Origin of the sequence: Streptomyces roseofulvus (genome assembly GCF_039534915.1) — a bacterium.
GTDB lineage: Bacteria > Actinomycetota > Actinomycetes > Streptomycetales > Streptomycetaceae > Streptomyces > Streptomyces roseofulvus.
Window position 1 is genome coordinate 5111135 of record NZ_BAAAWE010000001.1, and the last position, 15901, is coordinate 5127035.

The window sequence follows — 15901 nt, forward strand, 5'->3', positions numbered from 1 at the left end:
CCTTCGCTCATGTCACACCGTTCGGGCCGCGCCTACACCGGCCAGTAGGACCGCGCCCAGGCCCGCGGGCCCGGCCGCTGTCGTACCGCCCGCGCGATCCGCGCCGGATCCGACCAGCCCTCCGGGACCGCCGGGCCGCCGCCCTGCGCGGCCGCCGCCGCCGTGGCCGCGGCCCGGGCCTGGACCACCGCCAGTGCGGCGGCCAGCTCCTCGGGCGTCGGGTTGCCTCGTACGACTCTGATCATCGTGCTGTCCCTCCCGAGGGCTAGAGCGGGATGTTGCCGTGCTTCTTCGGGGGCAGGGATTCCCGCTTCGTGCGGAGCTGACGCAGCCCCTTCACGATCTGCGGGCGGGTGTCCGACGGCAGGATCACCCCGTCGATGTAACCGCGCTCGGCTGCGGTGTACGGGTTGAGCAGCGTGTCCTCGTACTCCTGGATCAGCCGCGCCCGCACCGCCTCGACGTCCTCGCCGTTCGCCTCCGCCTCCGCGATCGTGCGGCGGTGCAGGATGTTCACCGCGCCCTGCGCGCCCATGACGGCGATCTGCGCCGTCGGCCACGCCAGGTTCAGGTCGGCGCCCAGGTGCTTGGAGCCCATGACGTCGTACGCGCCGCCGAACGCCTTGCGGGTGATGACCGTGATCAGCGGGACGGTCGCCTCGGCGTACGCGTAGATCAGCTTCGCGCCGCGCCGGATGATGCCGCCGTACTCCTGGTCCACGCCCGGCAGGAAGCCCGGCACGTCCACGAAGGTCAGCACCGGGATGTTGAAGGCGTCGCAGGTGCGCACGAACCGCGCCGCCTTCTCCGAGGCGTTGATGTCCAGACAGCCCGCGAACTGCATCGGCTGGTTGGCGACGATGCCGACCGGGAAGCCCTCCACCCGGCCGAAGCCGGTCAGGATGTTCGGCGCGAACAGCGCCTGCGTCTCCAGGAACTCGCCGTCGTCCACGACGTGCTCGATGACCTTGTGCATGTCGTACGGCTGGTTCGCCGAGTCCGGGATCAGCGTGTCGAGCTCCAGGTCCTCGTCCGACACCTCGGTCTCCGCCGTCTCCGGGAAGGCCGGCGCCTCGGAGAGGTTGTTCGACGGCAGGTACGAGAGCAGCTGCTTCACGTACTCGACGGCGTCCTTCTCGTCCCCCGCCATGTGGTGCGCCACGCCCGACGTCGTGTTGTGCGTCCGGGCGCCGCCCAGCTCCTCGAAGCCCACGTCCTCGCCGGTCACCGTCTTGATGACGTCCGGACCCGTGATGAACATGTGCGAGGTCTGGTCCACCATCACCGTGAAGTCGGTGATCGCGGGGGAGTACACCGCGCCGCCCGCGCACGGGCCCACGATCAGCGAGATCTGCGGGATGACGCCCGACGCGTGGGTGTTGCGGCGGAAGATCTCGCCGTACATGCCGAGCGCGCTCACACCCTCCTGGATGCGGGCGCCGCCCGAGTCGTTGATGCCGACGACCGGGCAGCCGGTCTTCAGCGCGAAGTCCATCACCTTGATGATCTTCTGCCCGTACGTCTCGCCCAGCGCCCCGCCGAAGACCGTGAAGTCCTGCGAGAACACGGCGACCGGACGGCCGTCGACCGTGCCGTAGCCGGTCACCACGCCGTCGCCGTACGGCCGGTTCTTCTCCAGGCCGAAGTTGGTCGACCGGTGCCGGGCCAGCTCGTCCAGCTCGACGAAGGAGCCCTCGTCGAGCAGCAGGGCGATCCGCTCACGCGCGGTCAGCTTGCCCTTCGCGTGCTGCTTCTCCACCGCGCGCTCCGAGCCGGCGTGCGTGGCCTCGCCGATGCGGCGCCTCAGATCCGCGATCTTGCCCGCGGTCGTGTGAATGTCGATCTCGTACTGCTCTGCCGGCTCGGACATCGGGATGCGGCTCCCTGCCTGGTCACGGGGGGTTCGTTGACTGCGAATGGGCTACTGACGGCCTGTTGGTCCGTAGCGTATCGGCGCGGGTACGGCAGCGCAGTGCGGTCTATCCCACACCTAGTCTGGCTTGCATGACGTCCTCCCACGCATCCGGCGGGCCCTGGTCCGACCTCGACCGGCCCCCGCTGAACGTCCGCGCGCTGCGCCAGGCGCTGATCCTCCCGGACGGCCTCTGGACCTCCCTCGACGTGGTCCCCGGCACCGGCTCCACCAACTCCGACCTCGCCGCGCGCGCCGACGGACTGCCCGAGGGGGCCGTCCTCGTCGCCGAGGAGCAGACCGCCGGCCGGGGCCGCCTCGACCGGACCTGGAGCGCCCCCGCCCGCTCCGGGCTCTTCCTGTCCGTCCTGCTCAAGCCCGAGGTCCCCGCGCACCGGCTCGGCTGGCTGCCGCTGCTCACCGGCGTCGCCGCCGCCACGGGTCTGGTGAAGGCCGCCGGCGTCGACGTCTCCCTCAAGTGGCCCAACGACCTCCTGGTCGATGTCGACGGCGAGGAGCGCAAGGCCGGCGGCATCCTCGCCGAGCGGGCCGGCGAGGACGGCGTCGTCGTCGGCCTCGGCCTCAACGTCTCGCTGCGCGCCGACGAACTGCCCGTCCCCACGGCCGGCTCCCTCCTCCTCGCCGACGCCGTCTCCACCGACCGCGACACCCTGCTCCGGGCCGTCCTCCGCTCCCTCGCCGACTGGTACGGCGCCTGGACGCGGGCCGACGGCGACCCCGGGGCGTCCGGGATCCAGGCGGCGTACGAGGCGCAGTGCTCCACCCTCGGCCGCCGGATCCGCGCCGACCTGCCGGGCGAGCGGATGCTGGAGGGCGAGGCGACCGGCGTCGACGGCGACGGGCGTCTGGTGGTCGCCACGGAGGGCGGCGGCACCGAGGCGGTCGGCGCCGGCGACATCGTCCACCTGCGCGCGGCGGGCTGATCCCCCGGGCGTTCCGGCGTGAGCCAGCCCACACCTGTCGTATCGTGGAGCGCGATCCAGGCGAACAGATCGGCAGGACAGTGGGCAGCGGCAGGGAACGGGCAGGAGGCGGCCGGTGACCGTCGACGACGCGAACACGGGAGACGGCCGGTCCGAGCCCCCCGAGCCGTCCGGGACGGCCGCCGCGTCCTCGGCGTACCCGACCCCGCACCACGCCGTCGACCACACGGCCGAGCCGCCGGACGACCCGCTCGCCATCCGCCTCGAACAGCTCATCCTCGGCGCCGACCGCCGCTACACGCCCTTCCAGGCCGCCCGCACCGCGGGCGTCTCCATGGAGCTGGCCTCCCGCTTCTGGCGGGCCATGGGCTTCGCCGACATCGGCCAGGCCAAGGCGCTCACCGAGGCCGACGTGCTCGCGCTGCGGCGGCTCGCCGGTCTCGTCGAGGCGGGGCTGCTCAGCGAGCCGATGGCGGTGCAGGTGGCCCGCTCCACCGGGCAGACCACCGCCCGGCTGGCCGAATGGCAGATCGACTCCTTCCTGGAGGGCCTCACCGAGCCGCCCGAGCCCGGCATGACCCGCGCCGAGGTCACGTACCCGCTGGTCGAACTGCTCCTGCCGGAGCTGGAGGAGTTCCTGATCTACGTGTGGCGGCGGCAGCTCGCCGCCGCCACCGGCCGGGTCGCGCAGGCCGCCGACGACGAGGAGATGGTGGACCGGCGGCTCGCCGTCGGCTTCGCCGACCTCGTCGGCTTCACCCGCCTCACCCGCCGGCTGGAGGAGGAGGAGCTCGGTGAGCTGGTCGAGGCCTTCGAGACCACCTGCGCCGACCTCGTCGCCGCGCACGGCGGCCGGCTCATCAAGACCCTCGGCGACGAGGTGCTGTACGCGGCGGACGACGCCGGCATCGCCGCCGAGATCGCCCTCCGCCTGATCGAGACCCTCAGCCAGGACGAGACCATGCCCGCGCTGCGGGTCGGCATCGCCTTCGGCACCGTGACGACCCGGATGGGCGACGTCTTCGGCACCACCGTCAACCTGGCCAGCCGGCTCACCTCGATAGCGCCGAAGGACGCCGTGCTGGTCGACAGCGCCTTCGCCGAGGAGCTGACCCGCACCGGCGAGGTGCCCGCCTCCGAGGCCGAGGCGGCGGAGCAGGCCGCCCGCGCCGAGAAGGAGGGCCGGGCCCCGCAGACGTACCGCTTCGCGCTCCAGCCGATGTGGCAGCGGTCCGTCCGCGGCCTCGGCGTCGTGGAGCCCTGGCTCCTGAACCGCCGCCCGACCTAAGATCCCTCCCGGTGCAGATGTGAACCGTCGTTAACCGGGAGGGCGCAGGAGATGTCCGAGCAGCGTTTTGGTGAGTTCGTGCTGGTCCGCAAGGAGGGGCACGTCGCCGAGTTCGTCCTCGACCGGCCCAAGGCGATGAACGCGGTCTCCTCCGAGATGGCCCGCTCCATCGGCGAGGCGTGTGCGGCGCTCGCCGCCGACCGGGAGGTCCGGGTCACCGTCCTGACCTCCTCGAACGACCGGGCCTTCTGCGTCGGCGCCGACCTGAAGGAGCGCAACTCCTTCACCGACGCCGAGCTGGTCCGCCAGCGGCCCACCGCCCGCGGCGCCTACACCGGCGTCCTGGAGCTGCCCATGCCGACCGTCGCCGCCGTGCACGGCTTCGCCCTCGGCGGCGGCTACGAGCTGGCGCTCTCCTGCGACGTCATCGTCGCCGACGCCACCGCCGTCGTCGGCCTCCCCGAGGTCTCCGTCGGCGTCATCCCGGGCGGCGGCGGTACGCAGCTGCTGCCGCGCCGGGTGGGCGCGGCGCGCGCCGCCGAGCTGGTCTTCACGGCGCGCCGGGTGGACGCCGCCGAGGCGGCGGAGCTGGGCCTGGTGGACGTCCTCGCGGAGGACGCCCGGACGGCCGCCCTGGAGCTGGCGGGGCGGATCGCCGCGAACTCGCCGGTCGGGCTGCGCGCCGCGAAGAAGGCGATGCGGCTGGGGCAGGGCCTGGACCTGCGGGCCGGTCTGGAGGTCGAGGACGCGGCCTGGCGCTCGGTGGCCTTCTCCGGCGACCGGGCGGAGGGCGTGGCGGCGTTCAACGAGAAGCGGAAGCCGGAGTGGCCCGGCGAGTAACGCGATTGATCCAATTTCGTACCACTTGTCACTTTCTGTGACGTCTCGGTGGGGAAAACGGATCAAACCTCCCTAAGCTGGAGGAATGGGTGAGGATGTGCGGCTGCGGGCCGTGGTGGCGCTGGCGCAGGGGATGGCGGCGGCGCACACCCCGCGCGAGTTCTGGCGGGCCGCGGCGCTCGGAGCGTCCGCCGGTCTCGACGGGAGCTTCGGCGCCCTCTCGGTCTGGGAGAGGGACCACGGGCGGCTGCGGGTGCTGGTGAACGCCGGGGACCGGGCCGTCGGCGAGGAGGAGTTCCCGGACGCGGAGACGTATCCGGTCCACCAGTTCCCCGAGATCACCGAGTTCCTGCACGAGCGGTGGGCGGTCGGCGCGGGCCCGCACGCCTGGGTCGAGAGCGCGGACGCGCCCGTGCTGACCGGCCGGGTGGCCGGGCTCCGCCGGCGCGGGAGGTGCTGCTGCGTCGTCGCCCCGATCGTGCTGCACGGCCGGGCGTGGGGGGAGCTGTACGTGGCCCGGCCGGCGGGGGCGAAACCTTTCACCGCGGCGGACGCGGACTTCGCGAACGTCCTCACGGCGGTCGTCGCGGCCGGCATCGCCCAGGCCGAGCGCCTGGAGGAGGTCCGCAAGCTCGCCTTCACCGACCCCCTCACCGGCCTCGCCAACCGGCGCGCGGTCGACGCCCGCCTCGACGAGGCCATCGAGCGCTACCGGGCCGACGGCTCCGTCGTCAGCCTCGTCGTCTGCGACCTGAACGGCCTCAAGCGCGTCAACGACACCCACGGCCACGCCGTCGGCGACCGCCTCCTGGAACGCTTCGGCTCCGTCCTCTCCCGCTGCGGGGCCCGCCTCCCCGGCGCCCTCGCGGCCCGCCTCGGCGGCGACGAGTTCTGCCTGCTGGCGGTCGGCCCGACCGCCGACGAGGTGGTCGCGGTGGCGGAGGAGCTCTGCGTCCGCGCGGCCGAGCTGGAACTCGGCGAGGGCGTCGCCATCGGCGTCGCCTCCACCGGCGACCCCATCGGCCCCCTCAAGTCCGCCCGCCGACTCTTCCGCCTCGCCGACGCCGCCCAGTACCAGGCCAAGGCGGCCCGCTCCGCGAAACCGGTCGTCGCCGGCCGCGACGGCACCGTCATCCGCCTCGCCGACGCCCCGCCCGGCGCCCGCGACCGGCGCCGCTTCCGCGACGCCCCGACGGTGGAACTGCCTCCGGATCCGTAAGGGGCCGCCCCGGCGGGGGACGGTGACGGATTGCCTAGTGACAGGTCGGTCTTCAATCCGTAGGGTGCTGAATATGGATATGCAGACAGTCGTTCTCGGCACGTCCGGCACGACCCCGCAGGACGTCATCGCCGTCGCCCGTCACGGCGCCCGTGTCGAGCTGTCGGAGGAGGCCGTCGCGGCGCTCGCCGCCGCCCGCGCCGTCGTCGACGCGCTCGCCGCCAAGCCCGAGCCCGTCTACGGCGTCTCCACCGGGTTCGGCGCCCTCGCCACCCGGCACATCGACCACGAGCTGCGCACGCAGCTCCAGCGGAACATCGTCCGCTCGCACGCCGCCGGCATGGGCCCGCGCGTCGAGCGCGAGGTCGTCCGCGCCCTGATGTTCCTGCGCCTCAAGACCGTCGCCTCCGGCCACACCGGCGTCCGCCCCGAGGTCGCGCGGACCATGGCCGACGTCCTCAACGCCGGCATCACCCCGGTCGTCCACGAGTACGGCTCGCTCGGCTGCTCCGGCGACCTCGCCCCGCTCTCCCACTGCGCCCTCGCGCTGATGGGCGAGGGCGACGCCGAGGGCCCCGACGGCGAGGTGAGGCCCGCCGGCGAGCTGCTCGCCGCCGCCGGCATCGAGCCCGTCGTCCTCAAGGAGAAGGAGGGCCTCGCCCTCCTCAACGGCACCGACGGCATGCTCGGCATGCTGATCATGGCCCTCGCCGACCTCGACACCCTCTACAAGTCGGCCGACGTCACCGCCGCGCTCTCCCTCGAAGCCCTCCTCGGCACCGAGAAGGTCCTCGAACCCGAACTGCACGCCATCCGCCCCCACCCCGGGCAGGCCGCCTCCGCCGCCAACATGCTGGCCGTACTCAAGGGCTCCGGCCTCACCGGCCACTTCCAGGCCGGCGAAGCCCCCCGCGTCCAGGACGCCTACTCGATCCGCTGCGCCCCCCAGGTCGCCGGCGCCGGCCGCGACACCATGGCCCACGCCCTGCTCGTCGCCGAGCGCGAGCTCGCCGCCGCCGTCGACAACCCGGTCGTCCTGGGCAACGGCGAGGTCCGCTCCAACGGCAACTTCCACGGCGCCCCCGTCGCGTACGTCCTCGACTTCCTCGCCATCGCCGCCGCCGACCTCGGCTCCATCGCCGAGCGCCGCACCGACCGGCTCCTCGACAGGAACCGCTCGCACGGCCTGCCGCCGTTCCTCGCCGACGACGCCGGCGTCGACTCGGGCCTCATGATCGCCCAGTACACCCAGGCCGCCCTGGTCAGCGAGATGAAGCGGCTCGCCGTCCCGGCCTCCGCCGACTCCATCCCCTCGTCGGCGATGCAGGAGGACCACGTCTCCATGGGCTGGTCCGCCGCCCGCAAGCTGCGCACCGCCGTCGGCAACCTCGCCCGGATCATCGCCGTCGAGCTGTACGCCGCCACCCGCGGCATCGAGCTGCGCGAGGGCCTCACCCCCGCCCCCGCCTCGCGGGCCGTCATCGACGCCCTGCGCGCCGCCGGCGTCGAGGGCCCGGGCCCGGACCGCTTCCTCGCGCCCGACCTGGCCGCCGCCGACGCCTTCGTACGGGAAGGGCGCGTGATCGCCGCCGTCGAGCCGGTCACCGGCCCGCTGGCCTGACCGACCCCTGACCCGGACGCCCTGAGGGCCGCCCCCGCCGGGGGCGGCCCTCAGCCGTTCCGGGACCTAGGTCGTGTCTTCAATTGATCTTGAGTGGTGGATCATGGTCGGGTGATACGTCGCCATGAACTGTCCGATGCCGAGTGGGAGTTCGTCCGGCCGCTGCTGCCTGCGCCCTTGCGGGGCCGGAAGCGGTTGGACGACCGAAGAGTCCTCAACGGGATCGTGTGGAAGTTCCGCACCGGCACCGCCTGGCGGGATGTGCCCGAGAGGTACGGGCCGTGGCAAACGCTGCACACCCGCTTCCGCCGGTGGGCCCTGGACGGGACCTTCGAGCGGATGCTGCGGGCCGCGCAGGCAAAGGCGGACGCGGCCGGGGACATCGACTGGCTGGTGTCGGTCGACTCCACCGTCGTGCGAGCCCACCAGCATGCCGCCGGGGCCCGAAAAGGGGGCTCTGCCCACCGGCACTCGGACGCTCCCGGGGCGGCCTGACCAGCAAAATCCACCTTGCCTGTGACGCCTTCGGCCGCCCGCTCGCCTTCGTGGTCACGGGCGGGAACACCAACGACTGCACGCAGTTCACCGCCGTGATGGACGCGATACGAGTGCCCCGCATCGGCCCCGGACGGCCCCGCATCAGGCCCGCCCACGTCCTGGGCGATAAGGGCTACAGCTCCAAAGCCATCCGCACCTGGCTGCGACGGCGCGGTATCAGCCACACCATCCCCGAGCGATCCGACCAGGTCCGCAACCGGCTCCGGCGCGGCAGCCGCGGCGGACGCCCGCCAGCCTTCGACAAGCAGCTCTACAAGCGCCGCAACGTGGTGGAGCGGTGTTTCAACCGCCTCAAGCAGTGGCGCGGCATCGCGACCCGCTACGACAAGACCGCCGAGTCCTACCAAGCAGCCGTCACCCTCGCCTCGCTCCTGATGTGGGCGTGACATTGAAGACAACTCCTAGGACGCGCGCCCGTGCCGCCGCATCGCCAGCGCCACGAACCCGGCGCCCACCCCGAGGAACCCCGACCCGCCCAGCACATAGGCGGTCGTGTCCGGGCCGCCGGTCTCGGCCAGCGGGCCGGTCGCGGGCGCGGTGCTCCCGCCCCGCACCCCCGCCCCCGCCGCGCTGTCGGAGGCGTTCGCCGACGGGACGAACCAGAGGGCGCACAGCAGGGTCCCCGCGGCGGTGGCGGTCAGCAGCGGACGTCGGGCGGCGGGCACGTCGATCTCGATCTCCCTCACGGAAAGCCCCGCGGGACTTCGCGGTGGCCAGATGCTAGTCACATTCTCGTCCCTGCGGGACCGGGCTGGTCGGCGCGGTCCTGGAAGGTCGTGATTGCAAGTGGAGCGCGGCTGGCTGCCGCGTGGTCCCCTGCGTCCGGTACGGCTATGCCGTACTGGGGCGATTGACCGCGCCCCGCTTCCACACGGCATCGCCCCGCTGGGCGATGTTGCGGGAGCCGTTGTGGTCCGCGTGCATCACGGTCCCGCAGGACCGGCACACGAACCGTGCTTGATCCACCCTGTTCGTGCGGTGGGTGTGGCGGCACTCGGAGCACTGGCGGGAGGTGTTGCGCGGGTCCACATGGACCACGGGCACCCCCGCCCTGCGTGCCTTGTACTCGACGAAGGCGCCGAGCTGGGCGAACGCCCAGGAGTGCAGTCGTGCCCGCTGGTCCTTCTTGGCCGTGACCCTCTGCCGGATGCCGCTCAGGTCTTCCAGGGCGATTCCGCGCGAGGTGCGTTCAGCGGTGGCGACGAGCTTCTTCGCGATGACGTGGTTGGTGTTCGCCACGTGCCGGGACTCGCGGCGCCCGATGCGCTTCAGGGCCCGCTTGGCGGACTTGGTGCGCTTCTTCTGGAGCTTGGACCGCAGGTTCCGCATCCGCCTGCGGTAGCGGTTGAGCCGGCGGCCGGACATGATCTCGCCGTCCGAGGTGGTGGCGATGTTCACGATCCCGAGGTCCACCCCGAGGAACCCGGACGGCTCGGACACCGGCGGTTCGGGCACCTCGATGGTGGCGGTCAGGAAGAACGTGCCGTCGCGCATCACCAGGTCGGACTCGCCCCTGCGGGAGGCCAGCAGCTTCAGCGCCTCCGGGGAGCAGACGAACGGGATGTGCTTGATGCGTCCAGCCACCGTCCAGATCGACACCCTCCGGGCGTCGAGGTTCCACGTCAGGATGCGGTCGTCGAACGGCTGCGCCGCGTCCTCCCGGAAGACGATCGGCTTCGACTCCGCCCGCAGGCGGCGCTTCGAGCCCTCACGGCCGAGGTTCCCCGCCTTGATGTTGCCCTTCAGGGTGGCGTAGGCGTCGCAGACCTTCTTCACCACCCGAACCGCGGGCTGGGCCCCGAGGTCGTACTCCGCCTTGAGAGCGAAGTACACCTCCTTCTGCAACACGTTCCGCCGCTTCAGATCCTTGGCGAACGCCACCTCGGAAGCATGGTTCGCCGCCCGATTGCAGGCACGCAGGGTCGCCGCCAGCGCATCCGCGTCATGCGCGGACGCAGGCGACAACTTCACCCACGCGACAAGCTTCACGTAGAAGACGGCACTGGCGACGACTGTCTGTGGTGGCTTCTTCACGGAACGTATTCCGGACTTCCTCAGTGGTTCACCTGCGAGGCAGATGAACCAGCGGGTCGCGGGAAAGCCGAGGCCGGGCAGACCCTACGCTCCCAGCCATGAGCACCTCCGACACCACCGCTTCCGGAACCACCACCCGCCACGTCCGCCTCCGCGTCGACATCGTCCTGGAGATCGACGGGCCCGCCGATCTGACCGCCGCCGCCGAGGGGCGGATCGACTCCGACGAGTTCATGCCGGCCGACGAGCGCGACCACGCCCGCGCCGCCGTCCAGGAGGACCCCTCCGAGGCCCTCGCCTACCTGGTGGAGCCCTTCGACCTCGTCCGCGACCTGCCCGGCGTCGAGCTCGTCCAGGCGGCCTGGAGCAGCGAGGAGATCGAGTACGACCCCGACTCCATGGAGTGGGAGCTCGACGAGGAAGATGAGGTGGAGGAAGACGACGACGACCGGCTGTGAGGGAGGGGCGGTGCGGACCGCCTGTCCACGGCCCCGGGACGGCGTCCCGGGGCCCTTTTCGCGCCGGTGCGCGGCGAACCGGGAACCGGAAGGCTCCCCCGCGCGTGTCGATCAGTGGTGTTCCCCACAAACCCCCCGGTACCGGAACCGACGGGGTGTCATGGGTGTTCTGATGGATTGACAGGGAATCGGCGACGATGGAGAAGCGTGTGATGACGGTCGGCAAGCGCAGCAGGAGCCTGGCCGCGGCGGCGGCGGTGCTGAGCGGCGTACTCGTGCTCTCGGCCTGCAACGACGACGACCCCGGCACGGCCGCGGCCGGCTCGCCCACCGCCACCTCGCAGGCCCAGGTCGACGAGGCCGCCGAGCAGAAGACCTCCAAGGCGCAGATCACCATCTCGCCGGAGAACGGCGCGCAGAACGCCTCCATCAACAACGACGCCAAGGTCGCCGTCACCGACGGCAAGCTCACCGAGGTCACCATGACCTCCGCCGAGGGCACCGAGGTCAAGGGCGAGATAGCGGCCGACGGCCTCTCCTGGAAGCCGTCCGGCCAGCTGGAGCGGGCCACCGTCTACAAGATCGCCGCCACCGCCGTCGACGCGAGCGGGCTGGAGGCGCACGAGAACTCCTCCTTCACCACCGTGTCGAAGGAGAACAGCTTCATCGGCAACTTCACCCCCGAGGACGGCTCGACCGTCGGCGTGGGCATGCCGGTCTCGATCAACTTCAACAAGGCGATCACCGACAAGAAGGCCGTCCAGAGCGGCATCACGGTCTCCTCCAGCTCCGGTCAGGAGGTCGTCGGCCACTGGTTCAACTCGACCCGCCTCGACTTCCGCCCCGACGACTACTGGAAGGCCGGCTCGAAGGTCACCCTCAAGCTCGACCTCGACGGCGTCGAGGGCGCCGACGGCGTCTACGGCGTCCAGCAGAAGACCGTCACCTTCACCGTCGGCCGCAGCCAGGTCTCCACGGTCGACGTCGAGAAGAAGACGATGACCGTCGTGCGCGACGGCAAGGTGATCCGGACCATCCCGATCTCCGCCGGCTCCCCGGAGAACACCACCTACAACGGCCAGATGGTGATCTCCGAGAAGTTCAAGGAGACCCGGATGAACGGCGCCACCGTCGGCTTCACCGACTCCGACGGCAAGGGCGAGTACGACATCAAGGACGTGCCGCACGCCATGCGCCTGTCCACCTCCGGCACCTTCATCCACGGCAACTACTGGGGCGCCCGCTCCATCTTCGGCTCCGTGAACACCAGCCACGGCTGCGTCGGCCTCGCCGACGTCAAGGGCGCCGGCGACCCCAACCAGATGGCCGCCTGGTTCTACGACCAGTCCATCACCGGCGACGTCGTCATCGTCAAGAACTCCAAGGACAAGACGATCGCCCCCGACAACGGCCTCAACGGCTGGAACATGGACTGGTCGGCCTGGAAGGCCGGCTCGGCGGTCTGACCCGCCCGTCCGACCCACGAGAAGGGCCCCCTCCGCTCCGGAGGGGGCCCTTCCCCGTGTTCCATGACCTCCGGGGTCATCGACCCCGCCGCGGCGCCCCGGCACGCTGGTCCCATGACCGCATACGCGATGGCGAACCTGAGCCCGAAGCCCGTCCTCGACCCCGAGGTGCTCACCTATATGGAGGGGATCCAGGCCACCCTGGACCCCTTCGGCGGACGCTTCCTCGTGCACGGCGCACCCCGGCGGGAGGTGCTCGAAGGGGCCTGGCCGGGCGCCGTCGTCCTCATCGCCTTCCCGTCGTACGAGGAGGCGAGGGCCTGGTACGACTCCGAGCCGTACCAGGCCCTGCTGCCCCTGCGGACCCGCCACATGGCGGGCGACGTGCTGCTGGTCGACGGCACCCCGGAGGGGTACGCGCCGGCCGCGACCGCCGCGGCCCTGCGCGCGGCCTACTCCGCCGGCGCCACCCCGATCGGGCAGGAGACGCCCGTGCCGCCGATGCCGCAGTAGCCGGCCGGGTTCTTGTCCAGGTACTGCTGGTGGTACGCCTCCGCCGGGTAGAACGGGCGGTCGTCGGCCGGGAGGACGGCGGTGGTGATCTCACCGTAGCCGGAGGCGTTCAGCACCTTCTGGTAGGCGGCGCGGGACGCCTCCGCCGTCTCCGCCTGGGCGGGGGAGTGGGTGTAGACGGCCGAGCGGTACTGGGTGCCCACGTCGTTGCCCTGGCGGAAGCCCTGGGTCGGGTCGTGGGACTCCCAGAAGACCTTCAGCAGCGTCTCGTACGACACCTTCGCCGGGTCGAAGACGACCCGGACGACCTCGGTGTGCCCGGTGAGGCCCGAGCAGACCTCCTCGTACGTCGGGTTCGGCGTGTAACCGCCCTGGTAGCCGACGAGCGTCGTCCAGACGCCGTCGGTCTGCCAGAACTTTCGCTCGGCGCCCCAGAAGCAGCCGAGCCCGAAGTCGGCCGTCTCCAGGCCCTCCGGGTACGGCCCGAGCAGCGGGTTGCCGAGCACCGTGTGCCGCTCGGGCACGGAGAACTCCGGCTCCGGGCGGCCGCGCAGGGCCTGCTCCGGGGCGGGCAGGACGGGGGTGCGGGACAGGAACATGCGGCATCTCTCCTCGACGCGGACCGGGCAGTCGTCACAACGCCGGCGCGCGCACCCCTGTTCCCCGGGGCCGGTCCGGTCAGTGCCGCAGCGTCGCCGGGCTCCCGCCGTTCGCCTCGTAGCCGGCCACCGCCAGGTTCCGGTGCAGGGTGTACTCGGCCGCCGGGTCGCCGCTCAGGGTCCACGGCAGCGCGCCCACGTGCCCGTCGACGTGGACCAGCTGGTGCATCGCCTCGGCCCAGCGCTCGCCCCGGACCAGGAACCAGACCAGCAGATGGCGTACGTGCGCCAGCATCGGGTCGTCGGGGCGGGCCGAGTGGACCGCGTACAGCGCGCCCTCCATCGCCTTGCTCACCACCGCCGTGCGGTAGAAGTCCTGCACCAGCACCACGTCCGGCACGTGCTCGAAGACGGCGAAGAGCGGCAGCGCGGCGAGCAGCGAGCCCCGCGGGGCGCGCGCGGCGGCCGTCGTCGCGAAGTGGTCGGCCTCCTCCCGGGAGCCGTGCCACTTCTCGCACCAGTAGTGCAGCGCCGCCAGATGGGCGCCCATGTGCTGCGGCGCCCGGTCGATGACCTTCGCCCACACCTGGTCGAACTGCTCCGGGCTGTAGCCCAGTCCGCGGGCGACCGCGAGCTGCGTGATGTACGGGACGGGGTCGCCGGGCGCCAGCAGCGCCGCCTCCTCGGCGACCTTCCGGGCCTCCTCCAGGATGATCCGGAAGTCGTCCGAGCCGGCCGCCGAGGAGCGCCACGCCTGCTGCACCAGGAACTCCGCGTGCACGGCCGCGGCGCCCGCGTCCTTCGGCGCGTCGGAGCGCCAGGCCCGCAGCCAGGCGCCGCCGACGCCCGGCTTCTCGGCGAGCTCCAGGGAGGCCGCCCCGGCGAACGCCTGGACGCGCTGCCAGCGGACCTCGCCGTCCTTCCCGGTCCCGGCGAGCAGCTGCGACGCGGCCCGCCAGTCCTGGGTGGCCTGCACGACGTCGAGGACGTCGAGGAGATCCCGGTCGGGGCCGGGCATCCGCACGTCCAGCTCCTCCTGCCGGACGAAGCCGTACGCCTCCGGGTCGGCCGCGTCGGGCGTGCCGGGCGCGACCTGCCGGATGCCGCCGCCGCGGCGGCGCAGCACGTAGGGGCCGAGGACGCCGAAGAGCAGGCCCAGCGCGATCAGGAACCAGAGAATCTCCATGCGTCCATTGTCCAGGACGCCGTCGTGGACGAATCGCGGCGGTGGGCGGCACCCGGCACTACGCTCCTGACCATGAGCGACCAGCACAGCCACCAGAACTTCGAGACCCGCGCCATCCACGCGGGCAACACCGCCGACCCGCTGACCGGCGCGGTCGTCCCGCCCATCTACCAGGTGTCCACCTACAAGCAGGACGGTGTGGGCGGGCTCCGCGGCGGCTACGAGTACAGCCGCAGCGCCAATCCGACCCGTACGGCCCTGGAGGAGAACCTGGCGGCCCTGGAGGGCGGCCGGCGCGGACTCGCCTTCGCCTCCGGCCTGGCCGCCGAGGACTGCCTGCTGCGCACGCTGCTCGTGCCCGGCGACCACGTGGTGATCCCCAACGACGCGTACGGCGGCACCTTCCGGCTCTTCGCCAAGGTCGTCCAGCGCTGGGGCGTGGACTTCTCCGTCGCCGACACCTCGGACATCGCGTCCGTGCGCGGCGCGATCAACGACCGCACCAAGCTGATCTGGGTCGAGACCCCCTCCAACCCGCTGCTCGGCATCACCGACATCGAGGCCGTCGCGGGCGTCGCCCGCCAGGCCGGGGTGAAGCTGGTCGTCGACAACACCTTCGCCTCGCCCTACCTCCAGCAGCCGCTGGCGCTCGGCGCGGACGTCGTCGTCCACTCCCTCACCAAGTACATGGGCGGCCACTCGGACGTCGTCGGCGGCGCCCTGATCGCGGCGGACGCCGAGCTCGGCGAGGAGCTGGCGTACCACCAGAACGCGATGGGCGCGGTGGCCGGTCCGTTCGACTCGTGGATCGTGCTGCGGGGCATCAAGACCCTCGCCGTCCGCATGGACCGGCACGGCGAGAACGCCACCAAGGTCGCCGACTTCCTCACCCGGCACCCGAAGGTGACGCAGGTGCTCTACCCGGGCCTCGCCGAGCACCCGGGCCACGAGATCGCGGCCAAGCAGATGCGCTCCTTCGGCGGCATGATCTCCTTCCGCGTCGAGGGCGGCGAGGAGGCGGCGGTCGGCGTCTGCAACCGCGCGAAGCTCTTCACCCTGGGCGAGTCCCTCGGCGGCGTCGAGTCGCTGATCGAGCACCCGGGCCGGATGACGCACGCCAGCGTCGCCGGTTCCGCCCTGGAGGTCCCGGCCGACCTGGTCCGCCTCTCGGTGGGCATCGAGAACGCCGACGACCTGATCGCGGACCTGCGCGAGGCGCTGGGCTGACCCGCACCCCCGTACCGAAGGGGCCCGGGTGCGGCG

At 72.2% G+C, this 15901-nt stretch carries 16 protein-coding genes; 10 read left to right on the forward strand and 6 right to left on the reverse strand.

Translation table 11 applies throughout. The features are described from left to right. Nucleotides 1-32: 32 nt before the first annotated feature. The gene (locus ABFY03_RS23755) at nt 33-245 is read right to left on the reverse strand and encodes an acyl-CoA carboxylase epsilon subunit (protein ID WP_319010047.1); all 213 of its coding nucleotides are present in this window, start codon (nt 243-245) and stop codon (nt 33-35) included. Nucleotides 246-265: 20 nt separating this feature from the next. Further along, nucleotides 266-1870, reverse strand: a complete 1605-nt coding sequence (locus tag ABFY03_RS23760) for an acyl-CoA carboxylase subunit beta (protein WP_319010046.1) — start codon at nt 1868-1870, stop codon at nt 266-268. A 134-nt stretch (nt 1871-2004) separates the two neighbouring features. On the opposite strand from ABFY03_RS23760, the gene ABFY03_RS23765 reads away from it, so the two are divergent. The 6 genes from ABFY03_RS23765 to ABFY03_RS23790 all read left to right on the forward strand — a co-directional run bounded on the left by ABFY03_RS23765 (nt 2005) and on the right by ABFY03_RS23790 (nt 8768). Then, entirely contained in the window at nt 2005-2856 is an 852-nt protein-coding gene (locus tag ABFY03_RS23765) for a biotin--[acetyl-CoA-carboxylase] ligase (protein WP_319010045.1), read from the forward strand. 115 nt (nt 2857-2971) lie between these two features. Further along, a complete protein-coding gene (locus ABFY03_RS23770) occupies nt 2972-4144 on the forward strand; it encodes an adenylate/guanylate cyclase domain-containing protein (protein WP_319010044.1) in 1173 nt (390 codons plus the stop codon). Between the two features lie 51 nt (nt 4145-4195). Next, nucleotides 4196-4984, forward strand: a complete 789-nt coding sequence (locus ABFY03_RS23775) for an enoyl-CoA hydratase/isomerase family protein (RefSeq protein ID WP_346170795.1) — start codon at nt 4196-4198, stop codon at nt 4982-4984. Between the two features lie 85 nt (nt 4985-5069). Then, entirely contained in the window at nt 5070-6203 is a 1134-nt protein-coding gene (locus ABFY03_RS23780; protein ID WP_319010042.1) for a GGDEF domain-containing protein, read from the forward strand. 79 nt (nt 6204-6282) lie between these two features. Continuing rightward, on the forward strand, nt 6283-7824 hold the full coding sequence (hutH, locus tag ABFY03_RS23785) for a histidine ammonia-lyase (RefSeq protein ID WP_346172291.1): 1542 nt from the start codon (nt 6283-6285) through the stop codon (nt 7822-7824). 114 nt (nt 7825-7938) lie between these two features. Next, nucleotides 7939-8768, forward strand: a protein-coding gene (locus ABFY03_RS23790; protein WP_428838207.1) for an IS5 family transposase whose coding sequence is annotated in 2 segments (ribosomal slippage) — nt 7939-8293 and nt 8293-8768 — 831 coding nt in all. Because the reading frame shifts where the segments join, the coding sequence is not laid out codon by codon here. Nucleotides 8769-8783: 15 nt separating this feature from the next. On the opposite strand, the gene ABFY03_RS23795 is transcribed toward ABFY03_RS23790, so the two are convergent. Together ABFY03_RS23795 and ABFY03_RS23800 are read right to left on the reverse strand one after the other, a co-directional pair. Next, the gene (locus ABFY03_RS23795; RefSeq protein WP_319010285.1) at nt 8784-9047 is read right to left on the reverse strand and encodes a hypothetical protein; all 264 of its coding nucleotides are present in this window, start codon (nt 9045-9047) and stop codon (nt 8784-8786) included. 166 nt (nt 9048-9213) lie between these two features. Beyond that, a complete protein-coding gene (locus ABFY03_RS23800) occupies nt 9214-10371 on the reverse strand; it encodes an RNA-guided endonuclease InsQ/TnpB family protein (RefSeq protein WP_346172292.1) in 1158 nt (385 codons plus the stop codon). A 143-nt stretch (nt 10372-10514) separates the two neighbouring features. On the opposite strand from ABFY03_RS23800, the gene ABFY03_RS23805 reads away from it, so the two are divergent. The 3 genes from ABFY03_RS23805 (at nt 10515) to ABFY03_RS23815 (ending at nt 12853) form a co-directional block, all read left to right on the forward strand. Then, on the forward strand, nt 10515-10874 hold the full coding sequence (locus ABFY03_RS23805; protein WP_319010040.1) for a hypothetical protein: 360 nt from the start codon (nt 10515-10517) through the stop codon (nt 10872-10874). Between the two features lie 197 nt (nt 10875-11071). After that, nucleotides 11072-12340 (forward strand): L,D-transpeptidase, encoded by a 1269-nt coding sequence (locus ABFY03_RS23810; RefSeq protein ID WP_319010039.1) that lies wholly within the window; start codon nt 11072-11074, stop codon nt 12338-12340. A gap of 114 nt (nt 12341-12454) precedes the next feature. Continuing rightward, entirely contained in the window at nt 12455-12853 is a 399-nt protein-coding gene (locus tag ABFY03_RS23815; protein WP_319010038.1) for a DUF1330 domain-containing protein, read from the forward strand. On the opposite strand, the gene msrA is transcribed toward ABFY03_RS23815, so the two are convergent. Then, nucleotides 12793-13452 (reverse strand): peptide-methionine (S)-S-oxide reductase MsrA, encoded by a 660-nt coding sequence (msrA, locus tag ABFY03_RS23820; protein ID WP_319010037.1) that lies wholly within the window; start codon nt 13450-13452, stop codon nt 12793-12795. The genes ABFY03_RS23815 and msrA overlap by 61 nt on opposite strands. Nucleotides 13453-13531: 79 nt before the next feature. Continuing rightward, complete coding sequence (locus ABFY03_RS23825; RefSeq protein ID WP_319010036.1) at nt 13532-14638, reverse strand: hypothetical protein; 1107 nt, start codon at nt 14636-14638, stop codon at nt 13532-13534. 72 nt (nt 14639-14710) lie between these two features. On the opposite strand from ABFY03_RS23825, the gene ABFY03_RS23830 reads away from it, so the two are divergent. After that, entirely contained in the window at nt 14711-15865 is a 1155-nt protein-coding gene (locus tag ABFY03_RS23830) for a cystathionine gamma-synthase (RefSeq protein WP_319010035.1), read from the forward strand. Nucleotides 15866-15901: the final 36 nt, after the last annotated feature.

Excerpts from the sequence above, each read along its gene's own strand:
- ABFY03_RS23755 (WP_319010047.1), bottom strand. The coding sequence starts at position 245 with ATGATCAGAGTCGTACGAGGCAACCCGACGCCCGAGGAGCTGGCCGCC.
- ABFY03_RS23760 (WP_319010046.1), bottom strand. The coding sequence starts at position 1,870 with ATGTCCGAGCCGGCAGAGCAGTACGAGATCGACATTCACACGACCGCG.
- ABFY03_RS23765 (WP_319010045.1), top strand. The coding sequence starts at position 2,005 with ATGACGTCCTCCCACGCATCCGGCGGGCCCTGGTCCGACCTCGACCGG.
- ABFY03_RS23775 (WP_346170795.1), top strand. The coding sequence starts at position 4,196 with ATGTCCGAGCAGCGTTTTGGTGAGTTCGTGCTGGTCCGCAAGGAGGGG.
- ABFY03_RS23780 (WP_319010042.1), top strand. The coding sequence starts at position 5,070 with ATGGGTGAGGATGTGCGGCTGCGGGCCGTGGTGGCGCTGGCGCAGGGG.
- hutH (WP_346172291.1), top strand. The coding sequence starts at position 6,283 with ATGCAGACAGTCGTTCTCGGCACGTCCGGCACGACCCCGCAGGACGTC.
- ABFY03_RS23805 (WP_319010040.1), top strand. The coding sequence starts at position 10,515 with ATGAGCACCTCCGACACCACCGCTTCCGGAACCACCACCCGCCACGTC.
- ABFY03_RS23810 (WP_319010039.1), top strand. The coding sequence starts at position 11,072 with ATGGAGAAGCGTGTGATGACGGTCGGCAAGCGCAGCAGGAGCCTGGCC.
- ABFY03_RS23815 (WP_319010038.1), top strand. The coding sequence starts at position 12,455 with ATGACCGCATACGCGATGGCGAACCTGAGCCCGAAGCCCGTCCTCGAC.
- msrA (WP_319010037.1), bottom strand. The coding sequence starts at position 13,452 with ATGTTCCTGTCCCGCACCCCCGTCCTGCCCGCCCCGGAGCAGGCCCTG.
- ABFY03_RS23825 (WP_319010036.1), bottom strand. The coding sequence starts at position 14,638 with ATGGAGATTCTCTGGTTCCTGATCGCGCTGGGCCTGCTCTTCGGCGTC.
- ABFY03_RS23830 (WP_319010035.1), top strand. The coding sequence starts at position 14,711 with ATGAGCGACCAGCACAGCCACCAGAACTTCGAGACCCGCGCCATCCAC.